At 71.9% G+C, this 23961-nt stretch carries 15 protein-coding genes and 1 riboswitch; of the genes, 11 read left to right on the top strand and 4 right to left on the bottom strand.

Features of this window, described 5'->3' with window-relative positions; translation table 11 throughout:
- Positions 1–23: 23 nt before the first annotated feature.
- Together EOT10_RS05845 and EOT10_RS05840 are read left to right on the top strand one after the other, a co-directional pair.
- Positions 24–1307: a glycoside hydrolase 5 family protein gene (locus tag EOT10_RS05845; RefSeq protein ID WP_189491227.1), complete on the top strand. Its 1284-nt coding sequence runs from the start codon at positions 24–26 to the stop codon at positions 1305–1307.
- A gap of 69 nt (positions 1308–1376) precedes the next feature.
- Entirely contained in the window at positions 1377–4391 is a 3015-nt protein-coding gene (locus tag EOT10_RS05840; RefSeq protein ID WP_127826965.1) for an alpha-mannosidase, read from the top strand.
- Positions 4392–4442: 51 nt separating this feature from the next.
- Here the strand turns inward: EOT10_RS05840 and glgX are convergent, their stop codons facing one another.
- On the bottom strand, positions 4443–6560 hold the full coding sequence (glgX, locus tag EOT10_RS05835) for a glycogen debranching protein GlgX (RefSeq protein ID WP_189491223.1): 2118 nt from the start codon (positions 6558–6560) through the stop codon (positions 4443–4445).
- 176 nt (positions 6561–6736) lie between these two features.
- Positions 6737–7303 carry a pep a2 gene (locus EOT10_RS05830; RefSeq protein WP_223280826.1) on the bottom strand — a complete coding sequence of 189 codons (567 nt, stop codon included), beginning with the start codon at positions 7301–7303 and terminating at the stop codon, positions 6737–6739.
- Positions 7304–7607: 304 nt separating this feature from the next.
- Between EOT10_RS05830 and EOT10_RS05825 the strand changes: the two genes are divergently transcribed.
- From EOT10_RS05825 to glgB, 5 genes are all read left to right on the top strand, one after another.
- The gene (locus tag EOT10_RS05825; protein WP_127826964.1) at positions 7608–7880 is read left to right on the top strand and encodes a DUF5133 domain-containing protein; all 273 of its coding nucleotides are present in this window, start codon (positions 7608–7610) and stop codon (positions 7878–7880) included.
- Positions 7881–8133: 253 nt separating this feature from the next.
- On the top strand, positions 8134–10143 hold the full coding sequence (locus tag EOT10_RS05820) for an alpha-1,4-glucan--maltose-1-phosphate maltosyltransferase (protein ID WP_127826963.1): 2010 nt from the start codon (positions 8134–8136) through the stop codon (positions 10141–10143).
- Positions 10140–11852, top strand: coding sequence for a maltose alpha-D-glucosyltransferase (gene treS, locus EOT10_RS05815; protein ID WP_127826962.1), 1713 nt, complete (start codon positions 10140–10142; stop codon positions 11850–11852). The genes EOT10_RS05820 and treS overlap by 4 nt, the downstream gene beginning before the upstream one ends.
- Positions 11853–11909: 57 nt before the next feature.
- Complete coding sequence (locus tag EOT10_RS05810) at positions 11910–13295, top strand: maltokinase N-terminal cap-like domain-containing protein (RefSeq protein WP_127826961.1); 1386 nt, start codon at positions 11910–11912, stop codon at positions 13293–13295.
- A gap of 65 nt (positions 13296–13360) precedes the next feature.
- Positions 13361–15607, top strand: a complete 2247-nt coding sequence (glgB, locus tag EOT10_RS05805; protein ID WP_127826960.1) for a 1,4-alpha-glucan branching enzyme — start codon at positions 13361–13363, stop codon at positions 15605–15607.
- A gap of 64 nt (positions 15608–15671) precedes the next feature.
- Here the strand turns inward: glgB and EOT10_RS05800 are convergent, their stop codons facing one another.
- Complete coding sequence (locus EOT10_RS05800; RefSeq protein ID WP_127826959.1) at positions 15672–16817, bottom strand: serine hydrolase domain-containing protein; 1146 nt, start codon at positions 16815–16817, stop codon at positions 15672–15674.
- A 138-nt stretch (positions 16818–16955) separates the two neighbouring features.
- Positions 16956–17050, top strand: a riboswitch (TPP riboswitch).
- Here EOT10_RS05800 and EOT10_RS05795 point away from each other — a divergent pair.
- The 4 genes from EOT10_RS05795 (at position 17043) to EOT10_RS05780 (ending at position 22977) form a co-directional block, all read left to right on the top strand.
- Entirely contained in the window at positions 17043–18473 is a 1431-nt protein-coding gene (locus EOT10_RS05795) for a purine-cytosine permease family protein (protein WP_127826958.1), read from the top strand. It overlaps the preceding riboswitch by 8 nt.
- Positions 18470–19300: a bifunctional hydroxymethylpyrimidine kinase/phosphomethylpyrimidine kinase gene (gene thiD / locus EOT10_RS05790; protein WP_127826957.1), complete on the top strand. Its 831-nt coding sequence runs from the start codon at positions 18470–18472 to the stop codon at positions 19298–19300. The genes EOT10_RS05795 and thiD overlap by 4 nt, the downstream gene beginning before the upstream one ends.
- 223 nt (positions 19301–19523) lie before the next feature.
- Positions 19524–21503, top strand: a complete 1980-nt coding sequence (locus tag EOT10_RS05785) for a potassium channel family protein (RefSeq protein ID WP_223280825.1) — start codon at positions 19524–19526, stop codon at positions 21501–21503.
- A 235-nt stretch (positions 21504–21738) separates the two neighbouring features.
- Positions 21739–22977 (top strand): serine/threonine-protein kinase, encoded by a 1239-nt coding sequence (locus EOT10_RS05780; RefSeq protein ID WP_488803546.1) that lies wholly within the window; start codon positions 21739–21741, stop codon positions 22975–22977.
- A gap of 151 nt (positions 22978–23128) precedes the next feature.
- On the opposite strand, the gene EOT10_RS05775 is transcribed toward EOT10_RS05780, so the two are convergent.
- Positions 23129–23806 carry a TetR/AcrR family transcriptional regulator gene (locus tag EOT10_RS05775; protein ID WP_127826954.1) on the bottom strand — a complete coding sequence of 226 codons (678 nt, stop codon included), beginning with the start codon at positions 23804–23806 and terminating at the stop codon, positions 23129–23131.
- Between the last annotated feature and the right edge of the window lie 155 nt (positions 23807–23961).

Genomic DNA, 23961 nt, shown 5'->3' with positions numbered 1-23961 from the left:
GTACTCCAGAACCAGGACTCCGCATGACTTCCGCCGTGCGCTTCGGCGTCAACTACACCCCGAGCCAGGGGTGGTTCCACCACTGGCTCGACTTCGACCTCGACGCCGTGCGGGCCGATCTCGACTCGATCGCCGCCCTCGGCCTCGACCACGTCCGGGTCTTCCCGCTGTGGCCCTACTTCCAGCCCAACCGCACCCTCATCCGCCCGAGCGCCGTCGACCAGCTCGTCCAGCTCGCCGACGCGGCGGCCGAACGCGGGCTCGACATCAACGTGGACGGACTCCAGGGCCACCTGTCCAGCTTCGACTTCCTGCCCGCGTGGACGCAGACCTGGCACCGCCGGAACATCTTCACCGACCCTCAGGTGATCGAGGGCGAGGTGGCGTATCTGCGGACCCTCGCGGCGGCGCTCGCCGACCGGCCCAACTTCATCGGGATGACCATCGGCAACGAGGTCAACCAGTTCGCGGCCGGCCCGCACCCCGACCCCGACCGGATCACGCGGGAGCAGGCGGGCGAGTGGCTGCGCCGCGTGCTCGCGGCGTGTGAGGAGGGCGCGCCCGGCCGGACGCATCTGCACGCCTCGTACGACGCCGCCTGGTACCAGGACGACCAGCCGTTCACCCCCGCGCACTCGGCCCGGCTCGGCGCGCTCACCGCCGTGCACTCCTGGGTGTTCAACGGAACGGCGCAGCGCCACGGCCGTACGGGCACCGCGACCGAGCACCACGCCGCGTATCTCGTCGAGCTGTCCAAGGCGTGGGCCGACGATCCGCACCGGCCGGTGTGGCTCCAGGAGGTCGGCGCCCCCGCGCCGCTCGTCCCGGCCGAGCACGCCGCCCACTTCACCGAGGCCACCGTCGAGAACGCCCTGGACTGCCCGGGCCTGTGGGGCGTGACCTGGTGGTGCTCGCACGACGTCAGCCGGGATCTCGCCGATTTCCCCGAACTCGAGTACAGCCTGGGCCTGTTGACGAGCGACCGGCATCCGAAGCCCGCCGCGAAGGCCCTCGCCCGCATCGTCGCGGACCGGCGCGCCGAGCCGCGCACACCCGCGCCCCGCACCACCGCGCTCGTCGTCGACGTGGGCGACGACGAAGCCGCTCCGCACCGCTCGGTGTGCGCTCCCGGCGGCGCCGTCTTCGAGGCGTTCGCCCGGCTCACCGCCGACGGGGCCCGGCCCACCACGGTCCTGGCGAGCCGCGCCGACGACAGGGAACACCTGGCCGCGCGCGGTATCACCGAGGTGGTCACGCCGTCCGGCGTCGCCGGACGGTTCGAAGCCGGCCGCGTCGGGGAGTTGTAAGGCGTCCCGCCCGCCACCACCGTCCACCCCTGGCAACCACCCGCACCACGGACCTACGGAGTACCCCTCATGCATGACGACCGCACCCTGGTCGAAGCCCGTCTCAAGCGCGTCCTCGACGAGCGCATCCGACCCGCCGTGTACCCCGAGTCCGTGCCGCTGGAGGTCGCGGTGTGGAACGCGCCCGGCGAGCCGGTGCCGGTCGCCGATGGGCTCGCGGCCACGCCCGAGCCGATCGCGGTGGGCGCGCGCTGGGGCGCCCCGTGGGCCACCTGCTGGTTCCGCGTGACCGGTACGGTGCCCGAGGCGTGGGCGGGCCGGACCGTGGAGGCGATCCTCGACCTCGGCTTCGACGAGAACATGCCCGGCTTCCAGTGCGAGGGCCTCGTCTACCGCCCGGACGGCACCCCGGTGAAGGGCCTCAACCCGCGCAACCAGTGGGTGCGGATCGGCGCCCCGGTCGAGGGCGGCGAGGAGGTGCGCCTGCACATCGAGGCGGCGTCCAACCCGGTCATCCTCGACTACCACCCCTTCCTGCCCACGCAGTTGGGCGACAGGGAGACCGCGGGCAGCGAGCCGCAGTACACGCTGGCCCGAATGGATCTCGCGGTCCTCGACGAGGACGTGTGGCAGCTGGTCATCGACCTGGAGGTGCTCGGCGAGCTGATGGCCGAGCTGCCGGCGGACTCCGCTCGGCGCTACGACATCCTGCGGGCAGTTGAGCGCGCCCTCGACGCGGTGGACCTCCAGGATGTCAACGGCACGGCGGCCGCGGCCCGTTCGCGGCTCACCGACGTGCTGTCCGCGCCGGCCGTCCCGTCCGCGCACCGCATCAGCGCCGTCGGACACGCGCACATCGACTCGGCGTGGCTGTGGCCGCTGCGCGAGACGGTGCGCAAGGTGGCCCGTACGACGTCGAACATGACGGCGCTCCTGGAGGACGAGCCCGACTTCGTGTTCGCGATGTCGCAGGCCCAGCAGTGGGCGTGGGTCAAGGAGCACCGGCCCGAGGTGTGGGCGCGGGTGAAGAAGGCGGTCGCGGACGGGCGGTTCGTACCGGCGGGCGGCATGTGGGTGGAGTCGGACACGAACATGCCGGGCTCGGAGGCGATGGCCCGTCAGTTCGTGCACGGGAAGCGGTTCTTCCTCGACGAGTTCGGGGTGGAGAACGACGAGGCGTGGCTGCCCGACACGTTCGGCTTCGCGGCGGGTCTGCCGCAGATCATCAAGGCCGCGGGTTCCAAGTGGCTGCTCACGCAGAAGATCTCGTGGTCGCAGACCAACAAGTTCCCCCACCACACGTTCCGGTGGGAGGGCATCGACGGCACGCGGATCTTCACGCACTTCCCGCCGGTCGACACGTACAACTGCTCCATGAAGGGCAGCGAGATCGCCCACGCGGCGAGGAACTTCAAGGACAAGGGCGTCGCCCGGCACTCGCTCGCGCCGACCGGCTGGGGCGACGGCGGCGGTGGCACCACGCGGGAGATGGTCGCGAAGGCGGCCCGCCTTCGCGACCTCGAAGGGTCCGCGACGGTGGTGTGGGAGACGCCGGCGGAGTTCTTCGGGAAGGCCGAGGCCGAGTACCCGGACGCGCCGGTGTGGGTGGGTGAGCTGTACCTCGAACTGCATCGGGCGACTCTCACCAGCCAGGCGAAGACCAAGCAGGGCAACCGGCGCAGCGAGCATCTGCTGCGCGAGGCCGAGCTGTGGGCCGCGACGGCCGCGGTGCGGGTCGGATTCCCGTATCCCTACGAGGAGTTGGACCGGATCTGGAAGACGGTGCTGCTGCACCAGTTCCACGACATCCTGCCCGGCTCGTCCATCGCCTGGGTGCACCGCGAGGCGCGGAGGACGTACGAGCGGGTCGCCGACGAGCTGACCGGGATCATCGGAGCGGCGCAGCGCGCCCTCGCGGGCGAGGGCTCGGGGACCCTCGTCTTCAACGCGGCGCCGCACACCCGTGACGGTGTGCCCGCGGGTGGCGCCCGTACCCCCGTCGTCGAGGGCGAGTCGGCGATCGCCTCGCGCTCCGCGGGCGGCTACGTCCTGGACAACGGGCTGCTGCGGGTCGAGGTCGACGGCCGGGGCCTGGTCGTGTCCGCGTACGACCTGGTCGCGGGGCGCGAGACGGTGGCTCCGGGGCAGGCGGCGAACCTGCTCCAGATCCACCCGGACTTCCCGAACATGTGGGACGCGTGGGACGTCGACGAGTTCTACCGCAACACGGTCACCGATCTCGTGGACGCCGACGAGGTGGCACCCGGCGACGGCGCCTCGGTGCGCGTGGTGCGCAGCTTCGGCGACTCGCGCGTCACCCAGGTGCTCTCGCTCGCGGCGGGTGAGCGGCGGCTCGGCATCGACACCGAGGTCGACTGGCACGAGACGGAGAAGTTCCTGAAGCTGGCGTTCCCGCTGGACATCCACGCGGAGCGGTACGCGTCCGAGACGCAGTTCGGGCACTTCTACCGGCCCACGCACACCAACACCAGCTGGGAGGCCGCCAAGTTCGAGGCGTGCAACCACCGGTTCGTGCACATCGAGGAGCCCGGCTGGGGTGTCTCGCTCGTCAACGACTCCACGTACGGGCACGACGTGACGCGGGCCGTGCGGGACAGTGACTCGGGCACCACGACGACCGTGCGGGTGTCGCTGCTGCGCGCGCCGCGCTTCCCCGACCCGGAGACGGACCAGGGTGTGCACCGCTTCCGGCACGCGCTGGTGCCGGGCGCGGCGATCGGCGACGCGGTCCGCGAGGGCTGGCGGATCAACCTGCCCGAACGGCGCGTCACCGGCTCCGGTGAGGTGGCGCCGCTCGTGGGTGTCGACCGGGACGCGGTGGTCGTGACGGCGGTCAAGCTGGCCGACGACGGCTCCGGCGACGTGGTGGTCCGCTTCCACGAGTCGCGTGGCGGGCGGGTGCGGGCCACGCTCACGGCGGGCTTCGAGGTCGCGGCCGCGACGGCGACGGACCTGCTGGAGCGTCCGCTCGCCGACGCGGCGGCCCCCGAGCGGGACGGGGAGCGCATCACGCTGTCGCTGCGTCCCTTCGAGCTGGTGACGCTGCGCCTGAAGCGGGCCTGAGCCGGTGTCCTGCGGTGGGCCGACCGTGTGTCCGGCCCACCGCAGGAGCTGTCAGCGCGGTGTCCTGGCCGGCCGCGACAGCAGGATCAGGCTGCGTGCCTCGACGACCACGTCGGTGTCCGGCTTGTGTTCCGTCTCGTCCGCGACGCCCTGCGGATCGGCGGTGTCGATGCGGGTGGTCCACCGCTCGCCGTAGGTGGCGTCCGGGAGGCGGAAGCGGACCGGCTTCCAGTAGCTGTTGAGCAGCAGCAGGAACGAGTCGTCGACCACGGGCCTGCCGTAGGGGTCGGGCTCGGCGATGGCGTCGCCGTTGAGGAACACGGCGACGGAGTGGGCGTCGGCGCGCCGCCAGTCGTCGTCCGTCATCTCGCGCGCGTCCGGGCGCAGCCACATGAGGTCGGGATGGGGCTGGCCCTCGTGGGTGGCGGTGTCGCCGAGGAAGAAGCGGCGGCGCCGCAGGACGGGGTGGGCGGCGCGCAGGGCGATGGTCTTCCTGGTGAACTCCATCAGGTCGCGCTGTTCTTCGCTCAGCCGCCAGTCGATCCAGGAGATCTCGTTGTCCTGGCAGTAGGCGTTGTTGTTGCCCTGCTGGGTGCGGCCCAGTTCGTCGCCGTGGGCGAGCATGGGGATGCCCTGGGAGAGCAGCAGGGTGGCGAGGAGGTTGCGCTGCTGTCGTGCGCGCAGTTCGAGGACGCCCTCGTCGTCGGTGGGGCCCTCCGCGCCGCAGTTCCAGGAGCGGTTGGTGCTCTCGCCGTCCCGGTTGCCCTCGCCGTTGGCCTCGTTGTGCTTGTCGTTGTACGAGACCAGGTCGCGCAGGGTGAAGCCGTCGTGAGCGGTGACGAAGTTGACGCTCGCGCGCGGGCGCCGGCTGTCGTGCTGGTAGAGGTCGGAGGAGCCGGTGAGACGGGAGGCGAAGTCCGCGAGGGTGTTCTCTCCGGCGCGCCAGAAGTCCCGTACGGAGTCGCGGTACCGGCCGTTCCACTCGGACCAGCGGGGCGGGAAGTTCCCCACCTGGTAGCCGCCCTCGCCGACGTCCCACGGCTCGGCGATGAGCTTGACCCGGCTGATCACGGGGTCCTGCTGGATCAGGTCGAAGAACGCGGAGAGCCGGTCGACCTCGTGGAACTGCCGGGCCAGGGTGGCCGCCAGGTCGAAGCGGAACCCGTCGACGTGCATCTCGGTGACCCAGTACCGCAGGGAGTCCATGATGAGCTGGAGCACACTGGGGTGCCGCATCAGGAGGCTGTTCCCGGTGCCGGTGGTGTCGTAGTAGTGCGCCGGGTCGCCGTCGACGAGCCGGTAGTAGGAGGCGTTGTCGATGCCGCGGAAGGAGAGCGTGGGGCCGTTCTCGTTGCCTTCCGCGGTGTGGTTGTAGACGACGTCGAGGATCACTTCGAGGCCGGCCGCGTGCAGGGCCTTCACCATCGACTTGAACTCGGTGACCTGCTGGCCGCGGGTGCCGTGCGCGGCGTAGGCGTTGTGCGGGGCGAAGAAGCCGATGGTGCTGTAGCCCCAGTAGTTGGAGAGGCCCTGGTCGCGCAGGAAGCCGTCCTGCGCGAACTGGTGCACCGGCATCAGCTCGACGGCGGTCACGCCCAGCGAGGTCAGGTGCTCGATGACTGCCGGGTGGGCGAGGCCCGCGTAGGTGCCGCGCAGCTTCGCGGGGACCTTCGGATGGGTGCGGGTCAGTCCGCGGACGTGGGCCTCGTAGATGACGGAGTCCGCGTACGGGCGCAGGGGCGGGCGGTCGTGGCCCCAGTCGAACGCGTTGTCGGTGACCACGGCGACGAGGGTGTGTTCCGCGCTGTCGGCCGGGGAGGGGCCGTCGGCCGACCGCTCGAAGAGGGACGCGTCGTTGTCCATCTGCCCGTCGACGGCGGTGGCGTAGGGGTCGAGGAGCAGCTTCGCGGGGTTGCAGCGGTGGCCCGCGGCCGGGTCCCACGGGCCGTGCACCCGGTAGCCGTAGCGCTGGCCGGGGCCGACGCCGGGCAGGTAGCAGTGCCATACGAAGCCGTCGACCTCGGTGAGGGTGACCGTGTCGTGGGTGCCGTCGTCGTGGAGGAGGACGAGGTCGACGCGTTCGGCGACCTCCGTGAACAGGGCGAAGTTCGTGCCGTCGCCGTCGAATGCCGCGCCGAGGGGATAGGGGCGTCCGGTCCAGATGAGCATCCGGCCACCGTACGGATGATCTTGGTGGCTGTGTCGTCACCGCGCCGCCCGCGCCCCGACTGTGCCCGCGTCCTTCGCCCTTACGGGCGGCGCCCCCTGACACGCCGCCGGGCCGCGGCTGCCGAAGCAGGCCGCGGCCCGGGACGGTGCGCTCCGGACGGAGCGCGGTGTGGCGTCTATCCGGCCGGGGCCGGGCGGACGATGTGGCGCGGGACGGACACTCCCGGTCCGCCGGCGCGGGCGGCCGGGGCCGCGGCCACGAGCGGTTCCCGGAGCGCTGATCCGGCGTAGGCCGGGACCGGTTCCTCGCGGGGCATCTCCAGCGCCTCCCGGATGGTGGGCGCGGGTCCGGCCGGGACCAGCGGGGCGCGCTCACCGAGACGGGCCCTGCGCGAGAACCAGATGATCTTTCCGGTGGCCGTGGCGCAACCGCCCCAGCCGTCGCTCAGCGCGGCGATCTCCGCGAAACATCCCTGCGGGGCGTGGCCGGGCAGTTCACGTTCGTGGTCGGACACCGCGGTGATCAGGTGCTGGCCGTTCCACCACATCTCGACCGTGGTGTTCTTGTCCGTGGAGTGCTCGTCGATCGTGTGAAGCAGCACCTCGACGCCTCGGCAGACGGGCTCGACGAGAATGTCCAGCTTCCAGTACCGGAGGTGGGCGGCCAGAATGCGCCTGACCTGTCCGACGCGCTCCGAGCTGACCTCGACATCGAGGTGGTAGTAGCAGGGCACTGCGTTCATCGTCTTCGGCTCCTCACCGGCGAAGCTCCCGCTCGTTGTTCGCCCCTTCGGGCCGTACCCCGAACACGTAGCGTGAGCGCTGATCGCTCCTGAGTCAGCCCCAGCATGGGAGTGCTACTCCATTCGTGCAACACGAGGAGCCGGCCCCGGCGTCGTTGAAGCTCCAACAGGACGGGAAGTGCCGCCAAATGCACCATGGGACGGGGTACCGATCGGAGTAGTGGGCCGGTACCTCTCCGTGCACGGCCCCCGCGCACCGGCCCGGTGCACCGTGCGCACTCGAGAGTGGGAAGTGAACAGCGACATGTTGCTGCCTACCAAAACCAAGGTCGCCAGTCATCTGGCGCAGTACCGCGCGTGGGAACGCCTGTTGCTCGCGGCGCCCGCGGACCACCAGGTGCGCGCGCACTTCGAGGACGTGGCCTACACGCTGTGCGTGCTGATGGGGAAGCGCTGTGGACGCGAGGCCGCGGACGCGGCCGAACGGTATCTCCGGCCCGGGGTGGAGCATCCGCCCATGGCCGCCCCGCCGCTCGCGGCCACCGCTGTCGCGGTCGCCGCCTGCAGCGGGCGGTAGTCCGACCCCTCCGGTCGACACAGGGCGCCGGACGACACGCAGAAATCGGGGCATTTCCCGACAGGCCGACGCCGGTCGGCTCCCGTAGCGTGTCGCCGGAGGGGCGCAGGCCGTCGACCCGTCATCGGCTGTGCCCGGCCACGGGCCGGGCCAACTGGTGTGCGGATGACGGCCCGTCCCGCGGCGCATGTGAACCCGGCGGCCCGCCCACAGCGGGAGCGGGCAGACCTCGAGCACGGCGGAGGTACAACCGATGAACCCAGGAACGGTGACGAGCCGCGTCCCGATCGTGGACGTACGCCCGGCCGTCGACTGCGGCAGGCGTCCGGCCAAGGCGGTTCCGGGCGAGTCCTTCCAGGTCAGCGCGACGGTCTTCGGCGAAGGCCATGCCGCGGTCGGCGCCAATGTCGTGCTGCGTGACCCCGACGGCCGGCCCGGACCGTGGACCCCGATGCGCGAACTGTCGCCGGGCAGCGACCGGTGGGGCGCCGACGTCACCCCTACGGCCGTGGGCAACTGGACGTTCCTGGTGGAGGCGTGGGGCGATCCCGTGTCCTCGTGGCGCCGGTCGGCGGGCATCAAGGTCCCGGCCGGGATCGACACCGAGCTGATCCTGGAGGAGGGCGCCGAGCTGTACGAGCGGGCCGCCTCCGGAGTGCCGGAAGGCCCGGCCCGGGACGCGGTCCTCGCGGCCGTGGACGCGCTCCGCGACGATACGCGGCCGCCCGCCGCCCGCCACGCGGCGGCCCTCTCCCCGGACGTCACCGCCGCCCTCGCCGACCACCCGCTGCGCGAGCACGTCTCCCGCTCGGCCCCCCTGCCGCTGCTCGTCGAGCGCGAACGGGCCCTGTACGGCGCGTGGTACGAGATGTTCCCGCGCTCCGAGGGGGCCGTGGTCCGGGCCGGCGAACGTCCCGTGAGCGGCACCTTCAAGACCGCTGCCGCCCGCCTCCCCGCGATCGCGGCCATGGGCTTCGACGTGGTCTACCTGCCCCCGATCCACCCCATCGGCACGACGTACCGCAAGGGGCCAGACAACAGTCTGTCGGCCGACCCGTGGGACGTCGGTGTGCCGTGGGCGGTCGGCTCGCCGGAGGGTGGCCATGACGCGATCCACCCGGACCTCGGCACCCTCGACGACTTCGACGCGTTCGTGCGCCGGGCCGAGGAACTCGGTCTGGAGATCGCCCTCGACTTCGCGCTCCAGTGCTCGCCCGACCATCCGTGGGTGGAGAAGCACCCGGAGTGGTTCCAGCACCGGCCCGACGGCACGATCGCGTACGCGGAGAACCCGCCGAAGAAGTACCAGGACATCTACCCGATCGCCTTCGACCAGGACATGCCGGGCCTGATCGAGGAGACGACCCGGATCCTGCGCTTCTGGATGCGGCACGGGGTGCGTGTCTTCCGCGTGGACAACCCGCACACCAAGCCCGTCGTGTTCTGGGAGCGGGTGATCGCCGACATCAACCGCACCGACCCCGACGTCGTCTTCCTCGCCGAGGCGTTCACCCGGCCCGCGATCATGCGGGAGCTGGCAAAGGCCGGCTTCCAGCAGTCGTACACGTACTTCACATGGCGCGACACCAAGCAGGAGCTCACCGAGTATCTGACCGAGCTGTCCCGGGACACGGCGGCCTACATGCGGCCGAACTTCTTCGTGAACACGCCGGACATCCTGCCCGGCTACCTCCAGAAGGGCGGGCGCACCGCGTTCGAGGTGCGCGCCGTGCTGGCGGCCACGCTCTCACCGGCCTGGGGCGTGTACGCCGGGTACGAGCTGTGCGAGAACACCCCGGCCCGCCGGGGCGGCGAGGAGTACCTGCACTCGGAGAAGTACGAACTGCGTCCGCGCGACTGGGAGTCGGCGGAGCGCGAGGGCCGTTCGATCGCCCCCCTCATCACCACCCTCAACCACGTCAGGCGCGGCCACCCCGCGCTGCGCCGGCTGCGCAATCTGCACTTCCACCACACCGACAACGACGCGGTCATCGCCTACAGCAAGCGCTCGGGCGCGGACACGGTCCTGGTGGTCGTGAATCTCGACCCCCACCACACGAAGGAGGCGACGGTTTCTCTGGACATGCCTCAGCTCGGACTCGACGCACACGCGACGGTGCCGGTCCACGACGAGCTGACCGGCGAGACATACCAATGGGGCAGGACGAACTACGTGCGCCTCGAACCGGGCCGCGCGCCCGCGCACATCCTCACCGTCCTGCGACCGTCCTCACCGCCCACCGGAGGGTCACCCACCACATGATCGTCAACAAGCCCGTCCCGGACACGTTCGAAGACACCCCCGCCAAGGACCGCGACCCCGACTGGTTCAAACGGGCCGTGTTCTATGAGGTCCTCGTCCGCTCCTTCCAGGACAGCAACGGCGACGGCGTCGGCGACCTCAAAGGCATCACGTCCCGCCTCGACTACCTGCAGTGGCTCGGCGTCGACTGCCTCTGGTTGCCCCCGTTCTTCAAGTCCCCACTCCGAGACGGCGGTTACGACGTCTCCGACTACACCGCCGTCCTGCCCGAGTTCGGCAATCTCGCCGACTTCGTGGAGTTCGTGGACGCGGCCCACCAGCGCGGCATGCGCGTGATCATCGACTTCGTCATGAACCACACGAGCGACCAGCATCCGTGGTTCCAGGAGTCGCGCAGCGACCCCACCGGCCCGTACGGGGACTACTACGTCTGGGCGGACGACGACAAGCAGTACCCGGACGCCCGCATCATCTTCGTCGACACGGAAGCGTCCAACTGGACGTTCGACCCGGTCCGCAAGCAGTACTTCTGGCACCGCTTCTTCTCCCACCAGCCGGACCTCAACTACGAGAACCCGCGCGTCCAGGAGGAGATCCTCGCCGCCCTGAAGTTCTGGCTGGACCTCGGCATCGACGGATTCCGGCTCGACGCCGTGCCCTACCTCTACGCCGAGGAGGGCACCAACTGCGAGAACCTGCCGGCGTCCCACGCGTTCCTGAAGCGCGTACGGGCCGAGGTGGACACCCACTACCCGGACACGGTCCTGCTCGCCGAGGCCAACCAGTGGCCTGAAGACGTGGTCGACTACTTCGGCGACTACGCGTCGGGCGGCGACGAGTGCCACATGGCGTTCCACTTCCCGGTGATGCCACGCATCTTCATGGCCGTCCGCCGCGAGTCCCGCTACCCGGTGTCGGAAATCCTCGCCAAGACCCCTGCCATTCCGTCGAGTTGCCAGTGGGGCATCTTCCTGCGCAACCACGACGAGCTGACGCTGGAAATGGTCACGGACGACGAACGTGACTACATGTACGCGGAGTACGCGAAGGATCCGCGGATGCGGGCGAACATCGGCATCCGCCGCCGCCTCGCCCCGCTCCTCGACAACGACCGCAACCAGATCGAGCTCTTCACCGCGCTCCTCCTGTCCCTGCCCGGCTCGCCGATCCTGTACTACGGCGACGAGATCGGGATGGGCGACAACATCTGGCTCGGCGACCGTGACGCCGTGCGCACCCCGATGCAGTGGACCCCGGACCGCAACGCGGGCTTCTCGTCCAGCGACCCCGGCCGGCTCTACCTGCCCACGATCATGGACCCGGTCTACGGCTACCAGGTCACGAACGTGGAAGCGTCCATGTCGTCCCCGTCGTCCCTGCTGCACTGGACGCGCAGGATGATCGAGATCCGCAAGCAGAACGAGGCGTTCGGACTCGGTTCCTACACCGAACTCCCGTCGTCCAACCCGGCGGTGATCGCGTTCCTGCGCGAGTACAAAGATGACTTGGTGCTGTGCGTGCACAACTTCTCGCGTTTCGCGCAGCCCACCGAACTCGACCTCCAGGCCTTCGACGGCCGACACCCGGTCGAGCTCATCGGTGGGGTCCGCTTCCCCGCAATCGGCCGGCTCCCGTATCTGCTGACCCTCGCGGGTCACGGCTTCTACTGGTTCCGGCTCCGCAAGGAAGCCGTCAGCACCACCTGGTGACGGCCGGCCCCACGCCCCCCAGGGACCGTCCGTCCGCCTTCGAAAGGAGTCGTCGCCATGCCCAAGACCGCACTGCAGAGTCCGACCGGCGTCAGCCCCTCTCTGCTGCTGAACTCACTCGCCGGTCTGCTGCACGAGTGGCTGCCACGGCAGCGCTGGTTCGCGGGCAAGGGACGGCCTGTCACCGGGCTCACCCTGGCCTCGATGACCGAGCTGCACCCCGGCTGCCTGCATCTTCTGGTGCGGGCGGAACACGCCGAGCAGGCGACCCGCTCCGGTCCTGGCACAGCCCCGGCGGACAACCTGTACCAACTCCTGCTCGGCGTACGCGAGATGCTGCCGCCCTATCTGGCGCCTGCCTTCATCGGCCGTGCCACCGAGGGGCCGCTGACCGGGCTCATGGTGTACGACGCACTCCAGGAGCCGCGGTCGGCCGGGCTGCTGCTCGACCGGCTGCGCCACCCGGGCGCGGCGGGCCCCCTGCGTTTCGAGCGGGACGCGCGGATCGACGTGCCCGCCGGACTCACCCCGCGGGTTCTCGACGCCGAGCAGTCCAACACGTCCCTGGTGTACGGGGACGCGTTCATCCTGAAGGTGTTCCGGCGCGTGCAGGCCGGCATCAACCCCGATCTGGAAGTGCCGCGGGCGCTCGCCCGGCACGGCTGCACGCGCGTTCCGGCTCCTGTGGCCTGGTTCCGGACGTCCCAGCCGCAGGAGGCGACGCTCGGTGTCCTCCAGCCGTTCCTGCCCGACGCCGACGACGGCTGGACGCTCGCGCTCCGGTCTCTCGAGTCCGGCGGTGACTTCACCGACGAGGCGTACGAACTGGGTCGGGCCACGGCAGAGGTCCATCTCGCGCTGACCTCGGCCTTTCCCGTGGATCCGCCCGAACCTCACCGAAACAAGCGGCTCGCGGCCGCGATGACGGAACGCCTCGACGCGACGGCCAGGTCCGTGCCCGCGCTGCTCCCGCACGTACCGGGGCTGCGGGCCGCGTTCGACGCGTTCGCCCTCCTCGACACGGAGCGGCCCGCGCAGCGGATCCACGGCGATCTGCACCTCGGGCAGGTGCTGTGGTCGGGGCAGCAGTGGTTCGTCATCGATTTCGAGGGCGAGCCGGCCCGCCCGCTCGCCGAACGCCGCCGCGCCCAGTCCCCCGTACGCGATGTCGCGGGCATGCTGCGCTCCTTCGACTACGCGGCCCGCACCCGCCTCCCCTGGCGGCCCGAGTGGGCGCGCCGCTGCCGGGACGCGTACTGCGCCGGCTACGCCGCCGAGGCGACGTCGGACCCGCGCGAGGAACCCGGTCTGCTGCGCGCCTACGAGACGGACCGTGCCCTGTACGAAGTGCTCTACGAGGCGCGGCACCGGCCCGACTGGCTGCCCGTCCCGATGGCGGCGATCAGCCGCCTCGCCGAACCCGGCCCCGCCGAACCCCGCTGAACCGGGCGGCGGCAATCCCGCCGCCGCCCGCCGGAGTGCCCCACCCTCCCCGAGGAGACAGAACCGTGGCTGCTCGCAAGACGTCCGCCCCCGAGCGTGTCGGCCGCCCCGACAAGCCCGGCCCCGGTCGCCGCACCGTCCTGGCCGCACCCGCGCTGGACGGGACGGACCGCGAACGCCTGCTGTCGGGGACACATCACGATCCACATTCCGTGCTCGGCGCGCATCCCGTGAAGGGCGGGGTCGTGTTCCGGGTGCTGCGGCCGTACGCGCAGGGCGTCGCGGTGCGGATCGGCCGCCGGCGCGTCGCGCTGCACGACGACGGTGACGGCTTCTTCTCCGCGATGCTGCCCCTCGACGCGATCCCCGCGTACTCGCTGCTCGTGACGTACGACGGTGACGAGAGGGAGGTCCACGACCCGTACCGCTTCCTGCCCGCCCTCGGCGAGTTCGATCTGCATCTGATCCGCGAGGGGAGGCACGAGGAGCTGTGGACCGCTCTCGGGGCCGAGCCGATGACGCACGAGGGCGTGGCCGGCACCCGTTTCACCGTGTGGGCGCCGAACGCCCAGGGGGTGCGGGTCGCCGGGGACTTCACGTACTGGGACGGCACGCAGTACCCGATGCGCTCGCTGGGCGCGTCCGGTGTCTGGGAGCTGTTCCTGCCGGGGATCGGCGAGGGCGCCCGCTACAAGTTCGAGATCACCTCACGCCACGGCGACCGGTTCCTGAAGGCGGACCCGATGGCCCGCCGCACGGAGGTCCCGCCCGACACGGCCTCGGTCGTCACGGTGTCGCGGTACGAGTGGGGCGACGCCGGCTGGATGACCCACCGGGGCGACACCCCCGTGCACAAGGCGCCGTTCTCGGTGTACGAGGTCCATCTGCCGTCCTGGCGGCCCGGGCTGACGTACCGCCAGCTGGCTGATGAACTCCCCGCGTACGTCAAGGAGATGGGCTTCACCCACGTGGAGCTGATGCCCGTCGCCGGGCATCCCTTCAGCGGGTCCTGGGGCTACCAGGTCACCTCCTACTACGCGCCGACACCCCGCCTCGGCTCGCCGGACGACTTCAAGTACCTGGTCGACGCGCTGCACCGGGCGGGGATCGGCGTGATCATGGACTGGGTACCGGCGCACTTCCCCAAGGACGACTGGGCGCTCGGCCGGTTCGACGGAGTCCCGTTGTACGAGCCCGGGGACTCCCGGCGGGCGGAGCATCCGGACTGGGGCACGTACGAGTTCGACTTCGGCCGCACCGAGGTGCGCAACTTCCTCGTCGCCAACGCCGTGTACTGGTGCGAGGAGTTCCACATCGACGGGCTGCGTGTGGACGCCGTCGCCTCGATGCTCTACCTCGACTACTCGCGTGACTCCGGGCAGTGGGCGCCGAACGTGTTCGGCGGGCGGGAGGACCTGGACGCGGTCGCCTTCCTCCAGGAGATGAACGCCACCGTCTACCGGCGCTGCCCGGGTGTGGTGACCATCGCCGAGGAGTCGACCGCCTGGGACGGGGTGACCCGGCCGACGGACAGCGGCGGGCTCGGGTTCGGGCTGAAGTGGAACATGGGCTGGATGCACGACTCGCTCCAGTACATCCAGAAGGAGCCCGTGCATCGCAAGTACCACCACAACGAGATGACGTTCTCGATGGTGTACGCGTACAGCGAGAACTACGTCCTGCCCATCTCCCACGACGAGGTGGTGCACGGCAAGCAGGCCCTGGTGTCGAAGATGCCCGGCGACTGGTGGCAGCGGCGCGCGAATCACCGCGCCTATCTGGGCTTCATGTGGGCCCACCCGGGCAAGCAACTCCTGTTCATGGGGCAGGAGTTCGCGCAGGGCGGCGAGTGGTCGGCGGAGCAGGGACTCGACTGGTGGCTCCTCGACCCGGCGTACGAGGCCGAGCCGGACCACCGCGGCGTACGCGACCTGGTGCGCGACCTCAACACCACCTACGCGGACGCGCCCGCCCTGTGGGAGCGGGACACCTCGCCCGAGGGGTTCTCGTGGATCACCGCGGACGCATCCGACGACAACGTCTTCGCGTTCCTGCGGTTGGCGGCGGACGGCGCTCCTCTGCTGGCCGTGTGCAACTTCTCCCCCGTGGTCCGCGAGGACTACCGGCTCGGCGTGCCGGACAGCGTCCCCGGGTGGTACGAGGCCCTGAACACGGACGCGGCGCGGTACGGGGGCGGCGACGTCCTCAACAGCGGGATCCTCAAGCCGGATCCGGAGCCCAGCCACGGCCGGCCCGGCTCACTCCGGCTGACGCTGCCACCGCTGGCGACGGTGTGGCTGCGGCCTGCCTGAGGACACGCTCAGCAAAGGTGCGAGCACCCGGGGGCGGCCATGCGCCGCCTCCACACCGCCCGCGTCACCCGCCGACACATTCGCGCACCGCCGCGATCAGGCGGTTGGCGCGGGCGTCGCCGTGGCCGATCATGCGGTTCGCCACATAGGCGAATCCCACCCCGAACTCGTCGTCACCGAAGGCGAACTGGCCGCCCGCGCCGTCGTTCCCGAAGCTGCGCGCGCCGAGCATCGGGCGGAACGAGGGTGAGTCGAGCAGGAAGCCGGAGCCCCAGCGCGCACCGGCGTCGAAGCCGAGCCAGCCCGCACCGGACGACACCTCGCGCAGCGCATCGGTCACCGTGTCCGGCGTGAGCAGCCGTTCCCCTCCCTCGACGCCGGTCACGGCGGCCGCGTACAGACCGGCGAGGCCGCTCGCGGAGGCGACGGCGCCCGCTCCCGGGAGTTCCATGGCGTGCAGGGCCGGGTCGTTCCAGCCGTGGGGTTCGTCGAGGCCGGGGAAGACGAGCGCGCCGTTCATCGTCACGATGCGCGTCAGCAGATGCTCGGGTCCCGGCATCGCGGGTCGCCCCTCGGCCTCGACGAGCCGGGCCACGCTTCCCCACTCTCCGGCGGGCAGCCCGATCCAGGCCCGCACCCCCAGTGGGTCACCGACGGTGTGCCGGAAGTACGCCCCCGGTGTGAGGCCGGTGATGCGCCGGATCACCTCACCGACGGCGAAGCCGAAGACATGCCCGTGGTACTCGTACGCGGTGCCGGGCTCCCACAGCGGCTGCTGCTCCTCGATCGCCCGGATCACGGGCGTCCACGCGGCGATCTCCTCGAAGCCGAGCCGCCGGTCGAGTGCGGGTATTCCCGCGCGGTGGCCGAGGACCATGCGGCAGGTGATGTCCTCCTTGCCGTGCCGGGCGAACTCCGGCCAGTAGCGGCCCACGGGCGCGTCGAGGTCGAGCCTCCCCTCCTGCGCGAGGAGATGGGCGGCGAGGCTCACCAGGCCCTTGGCGCAGGAGAAGACCGGGACGACGGTGTCCTGTTCCCAGGCACGCCCGCTCGGCCCGTCCGCGGTCCCGCCCCACAGGTCGACGACCTTGCGGCCGCCCACGAACACCGTGACTGCGGCGCCCAGTTCGGCGAACTCGTCGAAGTTCCGCGCGAACACGTCGGCGACCGCCCCGAAGCGTTCGTCGGCCCATCCGTGATGCTGCCCCATCGTGTCCCGTCCTCCGTGGTCGTCGAAACGATCACCGTACGAGGGTGCGCCGCGGGGCTCGAACGATTTTCAGGGGGCCGTGGGGCTCCGGGGGACCCTTGGTGCGGGCTCCGGAGCGGGGCGGTTACCCTTGCCGACGTACCGGACACGGGGTGCCCCGAACGAGGGCTGAGATCACACCCGTCGAACCTGAACCAGTTAGCACTGGCGGAGGGATGTCAGCCAATGTCATTGCCCCATGCCCCGAGCAGCACCGGCGCCGCCGGACCGCGCTCCGTCTTCGACGGGCGGATGCCCGCCGCGCCCGGTGACCTGCGCGTCGAGGCGCGCGGGATCACGCCGGTCCCCGAGAGCCACCGCTACGGCGGCGCCGGACGTCTCTTCACCGTGTGGTTCGCCCCGAACCTGACCATGACGGGTGTCTTCACCGGCACCGTCGGGATCGTCCTCGGCCTGGACTTCGCCACCGCGCTCGCCGCCGTCGTCGTCGGCACCCTCGTGGGCGCCGTCCCCACCGCGTATCTCGGTACGTGGGGCAGCGTGACCGGCGCGGGCCAGCTCCCGCTCGCCCGGCTCGCGTTCGGCCGGGCCGTCGCGGTGCCCGGCGCCCTGCAGTGGCTGTCGTCGGTCGCCTGGGACGCGCTGATCGGCCTGTTCGGCGGGGACGCGCTCGCCCGGCTGTGCGGCTGGCCGTTCTGGCTGGGGGTCCTGGTGATGATGGCGGCGCAGGGCGCGCTCGGCGTGCTCGGCTACGAGGCCATCCACCGCCTCCAGAAGCTGATGACGTTCGTCCTGGCCGCCGCCTTCGCGGTCCTGGCCGTCAAGCTCCTCGACGGTGTGCACCCCGCCGCCACCGGGGCCGCGCAGGGCGCCGACCGCGCCGGCGCGTTCGTCCTCACCAGCACGATCGCGCTCAGCCTGTCCCTGTCCTGGGCCCCGTACGCGAGCGACTTCAGCCGGTATCTTCCGGCCGCCACCTCCCGTAAGCGGATGTTCTGGTACACGCTCCTCGGGGTCACCGTCTCCTTCGTCGCCGTCCAGGCGCTCGGGCTCTGGGGTGCCTCCGTCTTCACCGACCAGACCGCCCAGGGCGTCGACAAGCTGCTCGGCGGGGGCGTGCTCGGCTCGTTCGGGCTGCTGGCCGTGGCGCTCGCCGCCCTGTGCAGCAACGCCATGAACGACTACAGCGGATCGCTGGCGCTGCAGACGATCGGCGTCCGTGTCCCGCGGCCGGTCGCCGCGGCTCTCGCGGCGGTGCTCGGCTTCCCGCTGGTGCTGTGGATGCACGCCGCCGACACCGCGGCCCGCTTCCAGAACGTGCTGCTGTTCGTCGGCTACTGGATCCCCGGTTTCGTCGCGGTCGTGGCCGTCGACTGGTTCGCGCGCGGCAGGGAGCGCGGCGGGGCGCCGGTCGACCTCGCCGCCGAGAGCGCCCGGCCGCAGCCGTGGTGGCCCGGTCTCGTCGCCTTCGTCGCCGCCTTCGCCGCGGCGGTTCCGTTCATGGACAGCGGCCTGTACGTGGGCCCGGTCGCGGACGCGCTGCACGGCGCCGACCTCGCGTACTACGTCGCCTTCGTCGTCGCACTCGCCGTGTACGCGCCGCTGAGGCTGCGCCGCGCGACCGCCGCTGCCGTTCTTGAGGAGAACCCGGCATGACCGTCCCCACGCGCGCCGCGGGCGTCGCGCCGCCCCGCGTCCTGACCGTCGCCGGATCGGACTCGGGCGGCGGCGCCGGGATCCAGGCCGACCTCAAGACGATGCTGGCACTCGGCGCCCACGGCATGAGCGTCCTGACGGCCGTCACCGCGCAGAACTCCCTCGGCGTCCAGGGTGCCTGGGAACTCCCCGTCGAGGCGGTGCGCACGCAGTACCGCAGCGTCGTGGACGACATCGGCGTCCAGGCCGTCAAGACCGGCATGCTGTCCTCGCCGGCGCTCGTCGAGACCGTCGCCGAACTGCTCGCCGGCACGGACGCCCCCGTGGTCGTCGACCCGGTGAGCGTGTCCAAGCACGGTGATCCGCTGCTCGCCGAGGACGCGCTCGACGCGGTGCGGACGAAGCTGCTGCCGGTCGCGACGGTGGCCACGCCGAACCTGGACGAGGTGGCGCAGCTGACCGGGCTCAGCGTCACGGACGACGACGGCATGCGCCGGGCCGCGGCACGGCTTCTGTCGTTCGGGCCGCGCTGGGTGGTCGTCAAGGGCGGCCATCTGCCCGGGGCTGCCGTGGACCTGCTCACCGACGGCACGGAGGAGCACTGGCTGCGCGCCCCGCGCCACGACAACCGGCACACGCACGGCACGGGCTGCACGCTCGCCTCCGCCGTCGCCGTGGGTCTCGCGCAGGGCCTGCCCGTGCCGGACGCCGTGCGCCGGGCGAAGGAGTACGTGACCGGGGCGATCGCCGCCGGGTTCGCGCTCGGGTCGGGCATCGGCCCGGTCGACCACGGGTGGCGCCTGCCGGGCGACCGCGCGACGGGCTGACACCGGCCGGGCGACGGCGTGACGGGCTGACACCGGCCGGGGCCGCGCCCCAAATATGCGTGGGCCCGGGTATGCGTGGCCCCTCGTATGCGTGCGCGTCAGGACTCTCACCCCCGTCCGACCGCACCCGTGCAGACCCGCCGCCCCGGGCGGCAACACGCCCACCTGCGCACAAACAGGGCCCGGCGCGCCTTCCCGCCGCTGCGTCCACTTGACTGTGGCCATGACCACCGTGCCCCGCCAGCCCCCACAGGACCCGCCGTCCGGCCACATGATCGTGTGCGGCGGCGACGCACTCGCCGAGCGGCTCGCCGCCGAACTACGCGCCGTGTACGGCGAGCGCGTCACCGTCGTCGTGCCCTCCGTCCGCGTCACGCGACAGGGCGCGGGCCCGGCCGGACGGGTGCGGGCGGCCGCTCTGCTCACCCGCATCCAGGCCGCCGTGAGCCGCACGGCGTCCGCCCCGGACGACGACGGTGTCCCGCCGCCCCGCGTGATGGAGGCACCCGTACTCGACGAGGAGGCGCTGGCCGAGGCGGGCGTGGCCGGCGCGGCGGCCCTGGCCCTCGTGCACGGCGACGACGAGACGAACATCCGGGCCGCGCTCGCCGCCCGCCGCCTCAACCCCCAGCTCCGCCTGGTCATCCGGCTCTACAACCGCAAGCTCGGCCAGCAGCTGGAGAACCTGCTCGACCAGGCCGCCGTCCTCTCCTCCCCCGGGCTCGACCCCGAGGCCCTGGACACGACCACCACCGTCCTGTCCGACGCCGACACCGCGGCTCCCGCGCTCGCGGCCACCGCCGTCGCGGGCACCAGCAAGGTCGTCCAGGCCGACGGTCTCCTCCTGCGCGCCGTGGAGCGCACGCCGCCGGGCCCGGGCGCCGTCGCCGACCCCGGCCTGTGCACCCTCGCCCTGCTGTCCGCGACCGCCAACGACCCCGCCGGCGCCGAGGGTTCGGACGCCGGCGGCGCGGAGGGCCCGCTGCTGCTGCCCGACGAACGTACTGTGGCGGCGGCCACCGGCCGGGGCACGGTGGTCCTGGAGACCGTCTCGCCCACGGACGTGGCCGCCCCGAACGGAAGCCTGGGCAGCCGCCGTATGCCGCTCGGCTCGCTGTTCTCGCGGCGCCTTCGCTGGTCGGTCGCCGGCCTCGTCACGAGCGTCCTCGGCCTCGCCGTCGCCTCCTGGGCCACCACGGACGACCATCCGCTGCACGCCGGATACCTCACGCTCCTCGACCTGTTCGCCATCGACGACCCCGCCATCGGTGAACCCCTCGCCCGCCAGCTCCTCCAACTCCTCACGGGTCTCGCGGGGTTGCTGCTCCTGCCCGTGCTGCTCGCGGCGGTCCTCGAAGCCCTGGGCACGTTCCGTACGGCGTCCGCGCTGCGCCGTCCGCCACGCGGCCTGTCCGGGCACGTCGTGCTCCTCGGCCTGGGCAAGATCGGCACCCGCGTCCTGGCCCGCCTGCGGGAACTCGGCATCCCCGTCGTCTGCGTGGAGGAGGACCCCGAGGCGCGCGGCGTCGCCCTGGCCCGCCGCCTGCGCGTGCCGACCGTCATCGGCGACGTCACCCAGGAAGGCGTCCTGGAAGCCGCCAAGGTGCATCGCGCCCACGCCCTGCTCGCCCTCACCAGCAGCGACATCACCAACCTCGAAGCGGCCCTGCACGCGCGCTCGGTCAAGCCCGACCTGCGGGTGGCGCTGCGCCTGTTCGACGACGCGTTCGCGACGGCCGTCTACCGCACGCTCCGCTCCGCGTATCCCCTCGCCCTGACCCGCAGCCGCAGCGTCTCCGCCCTGGCCGCTCCCGCGTTCGCGGGCGCCATGATGGGCCGCCAGATCCTGGGCGCCATCCCCGTGGAGCGCAGCGTCCTTCTCTTCGCCGCCCTCGACGTGGCCGGGCACCCGCATCTCGACGGCCTCACCGTCGCCGACTCGTTCCGGGCCGGTTCCTGGCGCGTGATCGCCCTCGACGCCACCGCGCCCGGCGAGCGGCGGCCCGACCTCGCGGCGTCTCCCGACGACGACGATCCCGACCGCCCCACGGGGCTTGTGTGGGACCTCCACCCCGGTTACGTGCTGCGTCCCGAGGACCGCGTGGTGCTCGCCGCCACCCGTCAGGGCCTGGCCGAACTCCTGCGCCACGGCCCCCTGGCCCGCACCCGGGTCGGCGCCGGCAACTTCCGGACCGGCCCGTGACACGGCGAAGGGCGCCGGTGTGAGCACTCGCGTACGGCATCCCACACCCGCACACCGGGCCGGCGCCCGGCTCGGTGTGATCAACTGCTCCCGGCGCGCCTTATCCTTGTTCCCGCCACACCCCTCCCGCTCGTCCTCGCGTTCGCGCGGGGCGAAGTTCGTTCCGTGGCAACCAATTTGACGGGGCCGTCGATCAAGGGTGGTGCGCAGAGTGTTGCTGGCGGATCGGTACCGGTTGCACAGAACCGTCGGCCGCGGCGGTATGGGCGAGGTGTGGGAGGCCACCGACGAGATGCTGGGCCGGCCCGTGGCCGTGAAGCTGCTCATCGCCCAGGACTCGGATCCGTCCGCCGCCGCCAGGTTCCGTATGGAGGCGCAGACTTCGTCCTCGCTCAGCCATCCGCACGTGGTCGGTGTCTACGACTTCGGTTCGTGGGAGCACCGCTTCTATCTCGTCATGGAGCTCGTCGAGGGCGGCAGTCTGGCCCAGGAGACCTCCGGCGGCGCGCGTCTCGCCCCGGAGCGGGTGGCGGACATCGCGGCCGGTGCGGCGGCGGGGCTCGCGGCGGCCCACCGCCAGGGTGTCGTGCACCGGGACATCAAGCCGGGCAATCTGCTGGTCACCGCGGACGGCACGGTCAAGCTGGGCGACTTCGGCATAGCCCGCTTCCTGGACGACCCGGCCGCCGGGCTCACCACCACCGGCCAGATCGTCGGCACCGGCCTGTACCTGGCGCCCGAGCGCGCCCTCGGCAAGAACGCGGGCCCGCCGTCCGACGTGTACTCGCTGGGCTGTGTCCTCTATCAACTCCTCACCGGGAACCCGCCGTTCCGGGCCGACACCGCGACAGGCCTGCTCTACCAGCACGTCGACGCGGCGCCCGTGCCTCCGGGCCGGCTCGGGATCCGGCTGCCTCCGTCGTTCGAGAACTATCTGCTCGGCCTGCTGGCCAAGCAGCCCGAGGACCGGCCGACCGCCCAGGAGGTGACGGACTGGTTCCGCTCGGGGGCCTGGCGGGGCCGTCCCGAACCGCTCCCGGAGACCGTGCCGGTGGCGCCCGCGCCGCCGCACCCCGGCCACCTGCCGTCCGCCCCGGACATCCGTACGACCGCCACGACGTACCAGCTGCCGTCGTCCGGCCGGGCGGCGCGCCGGGGCACCCGGCGTGGCGTCGCGGCGGCGGCGAGACGCCGGCCGAGAACCATCGGGGCCGTCGCCGCGGCCGCGCTCTTCGTCGCGTCCCTTCTGATCGGCATGGCGTGGTTCGCGCCCGACGACAGCACCGCGACCACCCCGACGGACCCGTCACCCACCTCGTCCGCGCAGGACTCCACGGTCACCGAGCCGTCGTCGGACGCCCAGCCCGCGGACACCGGCGTCGCCCCGTCACAGACGGTCGACCCGCAGCCCGCCCCTCAGCGGGAGAACCCGGGGGATGGCGAGGGCAAGCACAAGAAGGGCAAGCGGGACTGACAGGCGTGCCGGTTCCGGCGCGGGGCGCTGCGGCGAGGCGACGGCGGAGAAAGTGGAGACGCTGGGCGCCGGCTGGGTCGCGGAGGAGGCCCTGGCCATCGGCGTGTACGCGGCGCTCGCCCGCACGCGGCCGCGAACCCCGAAGCGGTCCCTACCGGGCGTTCCGGTCGAGCTTGAGCGCGTTGGCCCAGAGCGTCGTGGACGTCTCGACGAGCTCGTCGAGCGGGTGGTCCTCGCCGAGGGCGTACGCGTAGTAGGCCATGCGGCTCACCATGCCCGAGAGCGCCCGCGCCGCCATCAGGGGGTCGAGAGTGCGGTCCGCGAGGCCGCGGTCCTGGAGGTCCTTGATGGCGCGCGCGTTGCGGTCGGCGAAGGCGCGGCTGCGGCGCCTGCGCACCTCCCGGAACCCGGGGTCGCCGGCGGCGACCTGATCGAGGATCAGCATGAGTTTCGCGTTGCGCTTGTACGCCTCGAAGTAGGCCCTGTTGCTCGCCTCGATCACGTCGACCGGCGAACTGTCCTCGGGGTCGAGGCGCGGCATGCCCGGGTGCAGCATGTCGTCCTGGGCGACTTCGAGCACCGCCTGGAAGATCTCCTCCTTGCCGGCGAAGTACGTGTAGAACGTGCCGGTCGAGCAGGCGGCCTCGGCGGTGATGTCGGTGAGGCGCGAGTCCAGGTAGCCGTCGCGTTCGAACACGACGCGGGCGGCGGCCACCAGCGCGGCGCGAGTGCGGGCGCCGCGCGCGGTGGCGGGGGGTTCGCGCAGCGCGGAGGTGTCGGCGAGCGAGGGGATGTCCTCGCCGTCCGGTGCGTGGCCGCGGGTGGTCATGGCGTGGGTCCTTCCTCTGCTCGCCTGCACTGCTCATCGGTACGAAAAAGCTTGCCTGCGCTGCTCACCCCTACGGGAGCGAGGCGATCTTCGCACACCGTCGGTGCACGGCGACCGCCTCGGCCCCTTGCCCCCCGCGCGCCCCCGCACCGCCG

Source organism: Streptomyces antnestii (genome assembly GCF_004005495.1).
In the GTDB taxonomy this organism is placed as follows: domain Bacteria; phylum Actinomycetota; class Actinomycetes; order Streptomycetales; family Streptomycetaceae; genus Streptomyces; species Streptomyces antnestii.
This window is presented reverse-complemented; position numbering and strand designations above follow the sequence as displayed.